The following is a 12,907-nucleotide window of genomic DNA, read 5'->3' as shown; positions in this document are numbered from 1 at the left end:
TTTCGGAAGTCAATAGACGTCCATCTGCGATCAAAAGAAGCTTGATCAGGAAGAAGAAACGGCTCTTCTGCATAACGTCCGCATGAATATTTGCTATACTGACGACAGAAGAACTAGCAGGAAGGATGACCGAAGATGTTAGAACGATTAAGTGCCCTGGAAGATCGTTATGAAAAATTAAATGACCTGTTGGCGGATCCAGCCATCATTAAAGATACAAATCAATTGCGTGAGGTGTCAAAAGAACAATCACAGCTGGCACCAACCGTCGAAGTCTACCGGATCTACCGCGACAAGATGGAGTCGTATCAGGAGGCGCGTCAGATGTTGACGGATCCGGAGATGCGCGATCTCGCGAAAGAAGAGGTCGCCCTCCTCGAGCCGGAAATCAAGGAACTCGAGACAAAATTAAAAGCCTTGTTACTGCCGAAAGATCCAAACGATGATAAAAACGTCATCGTCGAAATCCGTGGAGCAGCCGGCGGTGATGAGGCCGCATTGTTTGCCGGTGATCTCTTTAAGATGTACTCGAAGTTCGCCGAAAAACAAAACTGGAAAATCGAGATCATCGATGCCAGTTATACTGAACTCGGTGGATATAAAGAAATCATCTTCATCGTCAAGGGCAGCGGTGCCTACTCGAAGCTGAAATATGAAAATGGGGCGCATCGGGTTCAACGTGTCCCGTCGACGGAATCCGGCGGACGGATCCATACATCGACCGCGACCGTTGCTGTCTTGCCGGAAGCTGAAGACGTCGAAGTCGAGATCCATGACAAGGACGTCCGTGTCGATACATTCACCTCGAGTGGACCGGGAGGACAGTCAGTCAATACGACTCAGTCGGCCGTCCGTGTCACGCACGTACCGACGGGAATCGTCGCCAGCTGTCAGGATGAAAAATCACAAATCAAAAACAAAGAAAAAGCGATGAAGGTCTTACGGGCCCGCGTCTACGATAAGATTCAGCGCGAGCAACAGGCCGAGTACGATGAAAAACGAAAATCGGCGGTCGGGACGGGCGACCGTTCGGAACGGATCCGGACGTATAACTTTGCGCAAAACCGGGTGACGGATCACCGAATCGGTCTGACGATCCAGAAGCTCGACCGGATTCTGCAAGGCGAGATGGATGAAGTCATCGACACGCTCGTCATGGAGTATCAAGCGCGGGCATCGGAGGCGGCAAACTGATGCGGATCGCAAAACGACTCAATCAGGCACAAACGATGTTCGTGACGGCAGGACGCGAGGCCTCGAGTGCCGAATGGTTACTTATGCACGTCTTACAGGTCGACCGGACCGGATTATTGATCCGGTTATCGGATGAGCTTGAACCGGAACAGGACCTGTTGTTCAGTGAATATGTATTGGCCCATTTGAATGGTGTACCTGTCCAACACCTGATTGGATATCAGCCGTTTTACGGCCGTGATTTTCGTGTCTCCCCCGCGGTCCTGATTCCGCGACCGGAAACGGAAGAATTGATTGAATTCGTAACGGGACGGTTGCAAGGGGAATCGTTTCAAGCAGGGGAAATCGTCGACATCGGAACCGGAAGCGGAGCGATCTGTCTGACGATTGCGCTTGAACTCGGGCAACCCGTCACGACGGTCGATATTTCAGCGGATGCGATCGCCGTCGCGAAAGAAAACCAACAGGCACTTGGCGGAGAGGTCACGTTTTTAGAAGGGGATTTACTGGCACCGCTCGCCGATCATTCGGTCCGGGTGTTGGTCTCGAATCCTCCTTATATTGAAGAAGATGAATTGCTCAGTGATGTCGTGTTTGACCATGAGCCCCACCTCGCGTTGTTTGGCGGAAAAGATGGTTTAGTGTTTTACCGCCGATTGATCGAGGACAGTAGCCGGGTCTTACGCGCCGATTTTCGACTGATTGCGTTTGAAATCGGACACAATCAAGGCAATGAAGTGCAAATGATGTTAAAAAAACGTTATCCAACTGCGGAAACGGGTATTTTAAAAGATATAAACGGTAAAGACCGTATCGTGTATGCGGAACGAAAGGATTGTACGGAGTGAAGACGGAAATGATTCAGCAAGAGACATTAAATGAAGCGGTACGACTGTTACTGGAAGGAGAGGTCGTCGCGATTCCGACCGAGACCGTGTATGGTCTGGCGGGAGACGCAACGAATGAAACGGCCGTTCGGCGAATTTTCGCCGCGAAGGGTCGACCTTCCGACAATCCGTTGATTGTCCATGTCGCATCCATCGAACAGGCAAAGCAGTTCGTCACTCATATTCCGGATGTCGCAACCCAGTTGATGGATACGTTTTGGCCGGGTGCCTTGACGATCATTTTGGATTCAAACGGGAGCGCGTCCTCACTCGTCACCGCAGGACTGGATACGATCGGATTACGGATGCCGGACCATCCGCTCGCGCTTCAATTGATCGAAGCGACCGGACTGGGTCTTGCCGCACCGAGTGCCAACCGATCCGGTAAACCCTCACCGACGTCATCTGCGCACGTCGCACATGACCTCTCGGGACGCATCGCCGCAATCGTCGATGGAGGGGAAACCGGGATTGGTGTAGAATCGACGGTCATCGACTGTACAGCGAATCCACCGGTGATTTTACGGCCGGGCGGTGTGACACGCGAACAGATTGAAGCAGTGATCGGCACGGTGGCACTCGATCCTGCCTTATCGATGAAGAACCAGACACCGAAGGCACCAGGCATGAAGTACACGCACTACGCACCGGAAGCAACATTGTCCGTCGTAGTGGGCGACCTCTCATTCCTGCAACAACTCATCGATGAAGCACGCCAAACTGGACAAAAGACAGGCGTCATTCTCTTTGACGGAGAAGACATCGAAGCGGATGTCCGTTGTTTCCTCGGTTCAACGATGGAAACGGCAGCGCAACGTCTTTACGATTGTTTACGGCGGTTTGATCAGACGACGGTAGATCAGATTTTTGTACGAGACCTATCAGAAGAAGGGGTTGGGCTAGCAGTCCGAAATCGGCTCCATAAGGCAGCAGGTGGTCGGATCATTCGCCCGTAAAGAAGGAGGATACTGAGATGAGCACACGTCGTGTATTGTTTATCTGTACAGGAAACACATGCCGAAGCCCGATGGCGATGGCGTTACTTCGTTCAAAAGTCGCTGATCAAGAATTTGATGTCCGTTCGGCTGGATTACGTTCGATGCAAGGATTTGATGCTTCTGAAAACGCGTTGCAGGTCTTGCGTGAACGGGGTATCGAGCTGGAACATTATACGCAAGTGTTTGACGACGTCCTCGGACGTTGGTCAGATATCATCTTGACGATGACACGGAGTCATAAGCAAGAAGTCGGCGAGCGGTACCCGGAACTGAAGGACCGGACGTTTACGCTGTATGAATACGTGACGGGACTTGAACGGGACATCAATGATCCATACGGTGGATCGATGAATGTCTACCGGCAGGTCCGAAACGAACTCGAACCCCTCGTCAACCGTCTTGTGTTAAAATTAACGCAGAATGGAAACGGAAGAAAAGCACCGGACAACCGGAAACTTCCGAAAAAACAACCTAAACAAACGGGGGAATAGTAACAATGAAAGTAGCAATCGGAGCAGACCATGGTGGTTTTAAGTTAAAAGCAGAACTGACTGAACTCTTACAGGAGCTCGGAATGGATTATACGGACTTCGGTACCTATTCATCCGACTCAATCGATTATCCGGACGTCGCGATTCCGGTCGCGGAAGCGGTCGCGAACGGTGAATTCGACCGCGGGATTTTAATTTGCGGGACGGGGATCGGAATCGGTATCGCTGCGAACAAAGTCAAAGGCATCCGGGCAGCACTCGTCCATGATACGTTCAGCGCAAAAGCGACACGTCAGCACAACAACTCGAATATCTTGACGATGGGCGAACGTGTCATCGGACCGGGTCTTGCGCGTGATATCGCGAAGATTTGGCTTGAGACCGAGTTTGAAGGCGGACGTCACGAAAACCGTGTCTGCAAAATCTCGGATTATGAGGTGAAGTAAATGGATATAGAACAAATCAAACAAAATCTGGAGGCTTCGTTGACCGAGCTGAATGAACGTTTTCCCCTCAAAGGAAAATTGCTTGTGATTGGTTGTTCGACAAGCGAAGTCATCGGCAAACAGATCGGTAAGGCCGGTTCACCTGAAATCGCAGAAGCATTGTTTGACGTGTTCGACGCATTCCGTCGTTCGCATCAAGTCGATCTTGCGTTTCAAGGATGTGAACACATCAACCGTGCGTTGACACTGGAGCGGCAAATCGTCGAACGTTTAGGACTTGAAGCCGTGACGGTCGTCCCAGTGCCGGAAGCCGGTGGCTCGATGGCAAGTGTCGCTTATCAACGGTTTTCTGCTCCGGTCGTCGTCGAGACGATTCAGGCGGATGCCGGCATCGATATCGGCGATACGTTCATCGGGATGCATTTGAAACCGGTCGCGATTCCGGTTCGTCTGCCGCACCGTGAAATCGGTGAAGCGCACGTGACGGCCGCCGTCACACGACCAAAACTGATTGGTGGCGCTCGCGCTAAATACGAATGATTTGCGCAAGGGGTTGCACTCCCCTTGCTTTTTTAATGTGTTTTTAGAGGATGCACGTGATCAATTATTCGTGTTAAGATAGTCCTATCGAAATGAATGGGGGAATTCAGATGGAACAAACACCGCTTACGTATCTGAAACAGCAAGATGAGGAACTCTTTTCGGCCATGCGCAAGGAACTAGGACGTCAACGCGATAATATCGAGTTGATCGCTTCAGAAAACTTTGTCTCACAAGCTGTCATGGAAGCTCAAGGCAGCGTGCTGACCAACAAATACGCAGAAGGTTACCCGGGCCGTCGTTATTATGGAGGTTGTGAATTCGTCGATTTAGCAGAAAACTTGGCACGCGACCGCGCAAAAGCGATCTTCGGAGCGGAACATGTCAATGTGCAGCCGCACTCAGGTGCACAAGCCAACATGGCTGTCTACTTCACGATTCTTGACCAAGGTGATACCGTCCTCGGGATGAACCTCTCACACGGTGGTCACCTGACACACGGTAGTCCTGTGAATTTCTCCGGTGTTCAATATAACTTCGTCGAGTACGGCGTCGATCCAGAAACAGAGATGATCGATTACGATGTCGTCGCGAAGCTTGCGGAAGAACACAAACCTAAACTGATTGTTGCGGGAGCATCGGCTTATCCGCGCGTCATCGACTTCAAACGATTCCGTGAAATCGCGGACAGCGTCGGCGCTTATTTGATGGTCGACATGGCGCATATTGCAGGACTCGTCGCAGCAGGTCTTCACCCGAACCCGGTCGAACATGCGCATTTCGTCACGACGACGACGCATAAGACACTTCGTGGACCACGTGGTGGAATGATTCTTTGTAAAGAAGAACATGCAAAAGCAATCGACAAATCGATTTTCCCGGGGATCCAAGGTGGCCCACTCATGCACGTCATCGCAGCGAAAGCCGTTGCGTTCGCGGAAGCACTGGCACCGGACTTCAAGGACTATATCCAACAAGTCGTCACGAACGCAAAAGTCCTCGGAGAAGAGTTGACGGCACGCGGTCTGCGGATCGTCTCGGGCGGCACGGACAACCACCTGTTGCTCGTCGACCTGCAACCGCTTGGCATCACAGGGAAGCTGGCGGAACATGCGCTGGACGAAGCCGGCATCACGGTTAATAAAAATACGATTCCGTTTGACCCGGCAAGTCCGTTCGTCACGAGCGGCATCCGGATCGGAACGGCGGCGATGACATCACGTGGTTTCAAAGAACCCGAGATGAAACAGATCGCAGAACTGATCGAGCTTGTTCTGAAAAATCCAGAAGACAACGAAACACTGACAAGTGCCCACAAGCAAGTCGTGGCTTTGACAGGTCGTTTCCCGCTTTACCCGGAACGCGGTTAAGTTTCGGATGCCTCAAGACCACCTCGACCTTTTCGAACGATGAGAAGTGCGGGGTGGTTTTTCTGATGCAGCCGGTTGGATTCGAAAAGGAGGAACACACCATGAAAATCCTAGTAGTCGAAGATGATCCAAACATCCAGCAACTGATTTGTGAAACGCTTGAAGCGGATGGACACGGTGTCCGGGCGACGGCGGATGGCAACGAAGCAGCACGTTGGATCGGAGAAGAGGTATTTGAAGCCACGGTTCTCGATGTGATGGTCCCGGGACGAAGCGGCTTTGAATTATGCGCTCTGTTACGAGCAAGTCAGGAAATTCCGATTTTGATGCTGACAGCACTCGGCGAGCTGACGGATAAACGGGAGGGATTTACAGCCGGAGCGGACGACTACATCACGAAACCGTTTGATCCGGAAGAATTGGTATTTCGTCTTCATGCCGTCGCGCGGCGTTATCAAAAAGCGGGCATGCCCGTCATTCGGTTTGGTGACGTCACGATCGATAAACGGAGCCAACAGCTGATGATCGGCACGACCCAACTGACGATTCCCCGGCGTGAATTTGAACTGTTGCACCAGCTGGCCAGTTTTCCGGGACGGGTTTTCAGTCGCGAGGAATTGATTGAACACGTCTGGGGACTCGACTTCATGGGGGACGACCGGACGATTGACGTCCATATCAAACGACTGCGGAGTCGCTTGGAAGGAACGGACGCGATCGAGATCCGGACGGTCCGCGGACTCGGCTACCGATTGGAGACCCAGTCATGAAATCGTTATATACGAAGATTGTTGGTCTCGTTTGCCTCGTCTTGCTGGGCTCGGCCTTGATTGCTTTATTGATCAGTAATCTGTTGTATTACACCATCTTACAAGCTTCTTATAGTAAAAAGGTCGAAGAGGCGGTTCAGACGTCTTTTGCCTATTATGAACAACATGGGGACCAACAGATCGACTCGTTTTACGAAATGCTGAGTGCGACCGGCTTTCAATTATATGTCGTCTCGGATACAGGAGAAATCGAGCGCTACGGTAATCCGTTTCGGGATGAGACGATCGCACCTGACATCGTCGAGATGGTTCGGGACGGTCAAGTCTATCAAGGGATGCGGGAGTATCCGTTTCATCTGTTTTTACTCGGACTGTTTGATAACGAAGTCATCAATACGTATGGCGCGGCCTTACAAACAGACACGGGAACGGACGCTGTTTTCATCCGTCCTGATTTAAGCCGGCAGATTCGTGAGTTGCATTTGTTCGTCGGTGCCTTTCTCGGGTTACTCGTCCTGATCAGTTTTCTGCTGCTTGTCTTTTCAATTCGTTATCTCGTCCGTCCGATCAAACGATTGACGAAAGCGACACAACAGATGACGACGGGAGATTATTCCGTCGCGGTCGCGACGACGGGACAGGATGAAATCGGGGAACTGTCGCGTCGGTTTGACGAGATGGCGCAAGCCGTCGCAAAATCCGATGCGGAACGAAAAACGTTTGTCGCGAATGTCTCCCACGAATTCCAATCCCCACTGACGACGATCAAAGGGTACGCCGGACAACTTGAACAGACGGTGCAACCGGACGACCGGGCGAAACTGGTGACGATTGGTCAGGAAGCAACGCGGATGGCGGAACTGACACGGCAACTGCTTGTACTCGCCCGACTAGACGAAGGACGGCAACTGACACGGAGTCCGATGGAGCTTGGTCACGCCATTCAGTCGACGTTACAGACACTCAGCTATCAACTGGACGAACAAGGGGTTGCCGTCGCGCTGGATGTACCGGACGGGACGCGTATCCTTGCGAACGAGCTGGCACTGGACCATATTTTCCACAACATCATCCGCAATGCACTGCATGTCTCGACCGACGGACAACTGATTTCGATTCAAGCCGAGACCACAGGAAAGACGGTTACGGTCCGGATCAGGGATGAAGGACCAGGGATGACGCCTGACATGATCGAACATGCCTTCGAACGATTTTATCAGGGAGACGCGGCGCGCGGGGCGGCCGGGACGGGACTCGGTCTTGCGATCGTGCAGGAAACGATCCATCAACTCGGTGGAGAGGTCTTTATCGAGTCGACACTTGGAATCGGAACGACGTTTGTCTTAACTTTTCCCCGAGCCGAGTAACTTGTTCATGTTCCGTTCATCTTCCCCCTCTAAGATAAGACTTGTAATGAACAAGCAGGAGGGATAACAGATGAAGATGGGGTGGCGTGAATTAATTCGGATGAAACAACGGTTCACCTTGATGGCAATCGTGACGACCTTGATCGTCTTATTGATTTTAATGATTTCCGGTCTTGCGGACGGACTGGCGTATGATAACGGGGCCGTCGTCCGGAACTTACCGGTCGAACAGATGGCGCTCAGCCAAGACGCCGAAGGACAACTGACACGATCGTTTTTAGATCAAGCCGATCAGCCGTCCGGAACGGAAGCGTTAGGGGTCCAAAGTATGGTCCTTGAGAAAAAGAATGGCACAAAAGATGATGTGACGGTATTTGCGTCTCCAGCCGACACGACCTATGGACCAAGCCAATTGTCGGAATTGAAGACGAGACAAGTCTTGGTCGATACGGAGTATGCAAAACAAAGCGGAACAAAAGTTGGTGATACGATCACGGACTTCCGGACGAAGACGACGTTTGAAATCGTCGGGACGGTCAGCGATGGACGGTACAGTCATGCACCGGTTCTCTGGACGACACTCGAGACGTGGAACACATGGCAACACAAGATGAAGACAAGTTATGTGTCAGCGTTCCTCAGTCAGGTTCCGATCCAGTCGGACCTTGCGACGTACACGAAACAACAGATCGTCGAGCAAGTGCCCGGTTATGCGGCAGAACAAAATTCATTCCAAATGATGCGGGTTGCCCTCGTCTTGATCGGTTCCCTGATTTTGACCGCCTTTTTCTACATCTTGACGATGCAGAAGATGAAACAGCTCGGCATCTTAAAAGCGATCGGGATCCGGACACGAACGATCGGACAAGGACTCGTCTTGCAAATATTTGTTTTGACGGCCGTCTCGTTTTTAATCAGTCTGCTTTTGACCTGGACGATCGGTCAGCTCTTGCCGGACGATTTACCGTTCCGGTTTGAATGGGCAACGAGTTTCGGATATGGGGGTTTGATTGTCGTGACCGCCTTACTCGGTGGATTGATTCCGTTACGTGCCTTGAAAAAACTCGAGCCGGCTGATGCGATGGGAGGAATGACGGGATGATTAAGATGACGCACGTCGAACAAACGTATGGAGAGATGAAGGTTCTGCACGACATCTCATTTGAAGCTGAGACAGGTGAGCTGATTGCCCTCGTCGGACCGAGTGGAAGTGGCAAAAGCACGTTACTCCAATTGCTTGGTCTACTGCAGACGCCTTCCAGTGGTGTGATTCAGTTTGATGGCACGAATGTCAGTGATACATCGGACGAGGGACGACGTCAGATGCGACTCGAAGAAATCGGCTTCATCTTCCAAGAGTCACACCTCGTTCCGTTTCTGACGGCAGCAGAACAACTCGAGCTCGTAGCGGAAGAAGCAGGTCGAACGATTGATCCTGCTGCCCGATTAGACGTGTTTGGCTTACACGATAGACACGATCACTTACCCCACGCCTTATCCGGTGGGGAACGGCAACGGGTGGCGATTGCCCGCGCCCTCGTCAATGATCCACGCCTCGTCTTAGCGGACGAACCGACGGCGAGCCTTGATTATCAAAACGCACAACAGGTGATGGAATTGTTGCGTAAGCAGGCACATCAGTACGGAAAAACCGTCATCGTCATCACCCATGACGAACGGATGCTGACGTATTGTGACCGTATTTTGCGGATGGAAGATGGACAGATTCAAGAAATCAATTAAAACAGGATACTGCTCTGACTTTTGTTTTCACACTAAAAATAAAAGTTAGAGCAGTATTTTTGATATACTGAACTGAACACGAATAATCTAAGGGTGGATTTAAACGATGAACTTATCTAAATTCATACAGTCGGAACTAGAGACGATTAATACTGCACAAATTACGAAATGGTTGGAAGATAAAAGTTTATCAAAACGTGATTATAAACGCCTGATTGAAGATTTCAAAGCAATTGTCATCATGGAACAAGCGGGTTTTTATGAACAGGCCGATGCACGATTCATGCAATGGAAAAACCTGCCGTTACCGGCAGAAATCTACCGTTATCGATTAGCGATTGCAGGAAAAATCGGCGGGAAACGATTAATCCGAAAACGCTTCTCGACCTTTCCTGCTGCGGTACAAAACCATCCGCAACTCAAGCCATGGAAAAAAAATCTTCATTCCAATCCGTTGTGGTTAGGCGGGATCGTCGTAGCCGGTCTATTCGTCATCGGGGTCACTCAATTTGATTTTTCCGAGGAAGCTGCGCCGAAAAAAGTTTCGGAACAAACGAACGTCGAACAAAAGCTGGCGTCTTTAGAAAAAGAAGTCGAACAGTTGAAGCAAAAAAATGAGAAGCTGGCGACGTCTGAAGCAAAAAAGACGGAAACCCAAAAGCCTAAAGCCGATCAATCGAAAGAAAAGCAAACAGAGGAGCCGCAGGCGTCAACGAAGGACCCGAAGCAAGCCCTTAAAGAGGCAGTCTCTTCTGTTCAGTCCAAAGAGTATGAAACGGCGAACCAACTATTGACCGGAAATGTCCTGACGAATAAAGAGACAGCCGGTATGGCGCGTTTCTATAAGTTGATTGCAGCCGGAAAGCTGAAGGAAACAAAACAAAGTGACTACATGGCCTACCGGAATGACTTTCCGGAATCCGGTTACATGAGTGATGTCTTATGGATGCAGGCTGTTTACGAACAAAAAAATAAAGTCGGAAACTATAAAACGACGTTACAGGAATTAGCGAAACAACCGGACAACGAATGGTCTTATGCTGCGAAGGCAATCCTGGAAGGGAAGAGTACGCTAGGGGATTGATTCGAAGAAAACAGTTCCCAAGCGGTCGCTTTTTAGAGTACAATGCGAAAAGAGAATGGAGAGGAGATGCAAAACAATGAGTAAAGTACATGTATTTGATCACCCATTGATTCAGCACAAGATGACGATCATGCGTAAAGTCGAAACAGGAACGAAACAATTCCGGGAGCTTGTCGACGAAGTGGCTTCATTGATGGCATATGAACTCACGCGTGACCTTCCACTTACCGACGTTGAAATCGAGACACCGGTCACGAAAACGACGCAAAAGATGATCGAGGGCAAGAAACTGGGGATCGTTCCGATCCTTCGTGCCGGTCTTGGGATGGTCGACGGAATGCTTCGGATGATGCCGAACGTCAAAGTAGGGCATATCGGTCTTTACCGTGATCCGGAAACACTTGAGCCGACAGAATACTATCTCAAATTACCGACAGACGTCGCAGAACGCGATTTCGTCGTCGTTGATCCAATGCTTGCGACAGGCGGTTCTGCTGCTGACGCAATCTCCTCTTTAAAGAAACAAGGCGCACAAAGCATTAAGCTCGCGTGCCTCTGCGCAGCACCTGAAGGCGTCAAACGCATTCAGGAAGAGCATCCGGATGTCGATATCTATCTCGCGGCACTCGATGAGAAATTAAATGACCATGGTTACATCGTTCCTGGACTCGGGGATGCGGGTGACCGTCTGTTTGGTACAAAGTAACCGGCAGAATCAAAGGCGCTTCCTGCGAAGGGAGCGTCTTTTTTTGTAAACTCGTCACGGACGTGCACTGCGCACGTGACATGGAATATGTTTTAATGAAAACAGAAGCAAGAAGGAGGAAGTCCGTATGCCCATCAAAGTCATGCCGATTTTCGGCACACGACCGGAAGCCATCAAAATGGCACCGCTCGTCAACGTCTTAAAGAACAATCCTGCGTTTGATGTCCATGTCACGATCACAGCCCAGCACCGGGAGATGCTCGATCAAGTCTTGGAGCTGTTCGAGATTACGCCCGATTACGACTTGAACATCATGAAAGCACGGCAGACCTTGGTCGATATCACGACGCGAGGTCTTGAAGGGCTCGACGCCGTCATGAAGGAAGTAAAACCTGATCTTGTTCTTGTTCATGGCGACACGACGACGACGTTTGTCGGAAGTCTCGCTGCCTACTACAACCAGATTGCCGTCGGTCATGTCGAAGCTGGGCTTCGTACATATGACAAGTACTCACCGTTCCCGGAAGAAGTGAACCGGCAGTTGACCTCGACGCTGGCCGACTTGCATTTTGCACCGACCGAGCAGGCAGCGGCGAATTTAGCGTCGGAAAACCGACATGCGGGCGTTTTCGTGACCGGAAATACGGCGATCGATGCCCTGCAAACGACGGTCCAACCGGATTACGTCCATCCCGTCCTCGAACAGATCGGTTCGAAACGACTCGTCCTGATGACGGCCCACCGGCGTGAAAATCTCGGTACGAAGATGCATCAGATGTTCCGGGCGATCCGGCGTCTCGTCGATGACCACCCGGATATTCATGTCGTCTACCCGGTCCACTTGAATCCGGTCGTCCAGGAAGCAGCGAATGATGTTTTTGGAGGACACGACCGCATCACCTTGATTCCACCGCTTGACGTCTTTGACTTCCATAACTTTGCCAGCCGGGCCCATCTCATTTTGACGGATTCCGGCGGCGTTCAGGAAGAAGCCCCGTCACTCGGTGTGCCGGTTCTCGTCTTACGCGATACGACGGAACGTCCGGAAGGCGTCAAAGCGGGAACGTTGAAGCTGGCCGGAACGGATGAAGAAACGATTTACCGTCTGGCGAGCGAGTTGCTTGAAGACGAAGCGGCGTATAAGAAGATGGCCCGGGCCTCGAATCCATACGGGGACGGTCATGCCTCAGAACGGATTGCGGCGGCGATTTTGCAACATTTTAATCAAGGACCGGTAGTAGAACCGTTTCGGGCAAACTAGTTTGTGACACGAGTTATTCTTCATGAACGTTCATGACAGGTGAATCACTC

General features: G+C 51.0%; 14 protein-coding genes. All 14 read left to right on the top strand.

Annotated elements, in window-relative coordinates:
• Positions 1-135: 135 nt before the first annotated feature.
• The 14 genes from prfA to wecB all read left to right on the top strand — a co-directional run bounded on the left by prfA (position 136) and on the right by wecB (position 12,857).
• Entirely contained in the window at positions 136-1,194 is a 1,059-nt protein-coding gene (gene prfA / locus P404_RS0106175; RefSeq protein ID WP_014971418.1) for a peptide chain release factor 1, read from the top strand.
• Complete coding sequence (gene prmC, locus P404_RS0106170; protein ID WP_026830279.1) at positions 1,194-2,042, top strand: peptide chain release factor N(5)-glutamine methyltransferase; 849 nt, start codon at positions 1,194-1,196, stop codon at positions 2,040-2,042. The genes prfA and prmC overlap by 1 nt, the downstream gene beginning before the upstream one ends.
• On the top strand, positions 2,039-3,037 hold the full coding sequence (locus tag P404_RS0106165; protein WP_014971416.1) for an L-threonylcarbamoyladenylate synthase: 999 nt from the start codon (positions 2,039-2,041) through the stop codon (positions 3,035-3,037). Before prmC ends, P404_RS0106165 begins: the two co-directional genes overlap by 4 nt.
• 17 nt (positions 3,038-3,054) lie before the next feature.
• A complete protein-coding gene (locus P404_RS0106160; RefSeq protein WP_012371560.1) occupies positions 3,055-3,570 on the top strand; it encodes a low molecular weight protein arginine phosphatase in 516 nt (171 codons plus the stop codon).
• 5 nt (positions 3,571-3,575) lie between these two features.
• Positions 3,576-4,016, top strand: a complete 441-nt coding sequence (gene rpiB, locus P404_RS0106155) for a ribose 5-phosphate isomerase B (RefSeq protein ID WP_026830278.1) — start codon at positions 3,576-3,578, stop codon at positions 4,014-4,016.
• Entirely contained in the window at positions 4,017-4,556 is a 540-nt protein-coding gene (locus tag P404_RS0106150) for a TIGR01440 family protein (protein WP_034774064.1), read from the top strand. It abuts the gene before it with no gap.
• Positions 4,557-4,666: 110 nt separating this feature from the next.
• Positions 4,667-5,926, top strand: coding sequence for a serine hydroxymethyltransferase (glyA, locus tag P404_RS0106145; protein ID WP_026830276.1), 1,260 nt, complete (start codon positions 4,667-4,669; stop codon positions 5,924-5,926).
• Positions 5,927-6,027: 101 nt separating this feature from the next.
• On the top strand, positions 6,028-6,696 hold the full coding sequence (locus P404_RS0106140; RefSeq protein ID WP_026830275.1) for a response regulator transcription factor: 669 nt from the start codon (positions 6,028-6,030) through the stop codon (positions 6,694-6,696).
• On the top strand, positions 6,693-8,063 hold the full coding sequence (locus tag P404_RS0106135; protein ID WP_026830274.1) for a HAMP domain-containing sensor histidine kinase: 1,371 nt from the start codon (positions 6,693-6,695) through the stop codon (positions 8,061-8,063). The genes P404_RS0106140 and P404_RS0106135 overlap by 4 nt, the downstream gene beginning before the upstream one ends.
• 70 nt (positions 8,064-8,133) lie before the next feature.
• Positions 8,134-9,165, top strand: a complete 1,032-nt coding sequence (locus tag P404_RS0106130) for an ABC transporter permease (protein ID WP_026830273.1) — start codon at positions 8,134-8,136, stop codon at positions 9,163-9,165.
• A complete protein-coding gene (locus P404_RS0106125) occupies positions 9,162-9,806 on the top strand; it encodes an ABC transporter ATP-binding protein (protein WP_014971409.1) in 645 nt (214 codons plus the stop codon). Before P404_RS0106130 ends, P404_RS0106125 begins: the two co-directional genes overlap by 4 nt.
• A gap of 106 nt (positions 9,807-9,912) precedes the next feature.
• A complete protein-coding gene (locus P404_RS0106120) occupies positions 9,913-10,890 on the top strand; it encodes a hypothetical protein (RefSeq protein WP_026830272.1) in 978 nt (325 codons plus the stop codon).
• Positions 10,891-10,966: 76 nt separating this feature from the next.
• Entirely contained in the window at positions 10,967-11,596 is a 630-nt protein-coding gene (gene upp / locus P404_RS0106115) for a uracil phosphoribosyltransferase (protein ID WP_012371551.1), read from the top strand.
• A 127-nt stretch (positions 11,597-11,723) separates the two neighbouring features.
• Positions 11,724-12,857, top strand: a complete 1,134-nt coding sequence (gene wecB, locus P404_RS0106110; RefSeq protein WP_026830271.1) for a non-hydrolyzing UDP-N-acetylglucosamine 2-epimerase — start codon at positions 11,724-11,726, stop codon at positions 12,855-12,857.
• Positions 12,858-12,907 lie beyond the last annotated feature (50 nt).

This window comes from Exiguobacterium antarcticum DSM 14480 (assembly GCF_000685865.1).
GTDB lineage: Bacteria > Bacillota > Bacilli > Exiguobacteriales > Exiguobacteriaceae > Exiguobacterium_A > Exiguobacterium_A antarcticum.
Note: the sequence above shows the minus strand (reverse complement) of the source record. Positions and strands in the feature narration are given on the sequence as shown.

Bases quoted from the DNA above. Each gene is read 5' to 3' on its own strand.
- P404_RS0106120 (WP_026830272.1), top strand. From the start codon at position 9,913: ATGAACTTATCTAAATTCATACAGTCGGAACTAGAGACGATTAATACT.
- P404_RS0106130 (WP_026830273.1), top strand. From the start codon at position 8,134: ATGAAGATGGGGTGGCGTGAATTAATTCGGATGAAACAACGGTTCACC.
- prfA (WP_014971418.1), top strand. From the start codon at position 136: ATGTTAGAACGATTAAGTGCCCTGGAAGATCGTTATGAAAAATTAAAT.
- P404_RS0106160 (WP_012371560.1), top strand. From the start codon at position 3,055: ATGAGCACACGTCGTGTATTGTTTATCTGTACAGGAAACACATGCCGA.
- upp (WP_012371551.1), top strand. From the start codon at position 10,967: ATGAGTAAAGTACATGTATTTGATCACCCATTGATTCAGCACAAGATG.
- wecB (WP_026830271.1), top strand. From the start codon at position 11,724: ATGCCCATCAAAGTCATGCCGATTTTCGGCACACGACCGGAAGCCATC.
- P404_RS0106125 (WP_014971409.1), top strand. From the start codon at position 9,162: ATGATTAAGATGACGCACGTCGAACAAACGTATGGAGAGATGAAGGTT.
- prmC (WP_026830279.1), top strand. From the start codon at position 1,194: ATGCGGATCGCAAAACGACTCAATCAGGCACAAACGATGTTCGTGACG.
- P404_RS0106150 (WP_034774064.1), top strand. From the start codon at position 4,017: ATGGATATAGAACAAATCAAACAAAATCTGGAGGCTTCGTTGACCGAG.
- glyA (WP_026830276.1), top strand. From the start codon at position 4,667: ATGGAACAAACACCGCTTACGTATCTGAAACAGCAAGATGAGGAACTC.
- rpiB (WP_026830278.1), top strand. From the start codon at position 3,576: ATGAAAGTAGCAATCGGAGCAGACCATGGTGGTTTTAAGTTAAAAGCA.
- P404_RS0106140 (WP_026830275.1), top strand. From the start codon at position 6,028: ATGAAAATCCTAGTAGTCGAAGATGATCCAAACATCCAGCAACTGATT.
- P404_RS0106135 (WP_026830274.1), top strand. From the start codon at position 6,693: ATGAAATCGTTATATACGAAGATTGTTGGTCTCGTTTGCCTCGTCTTG.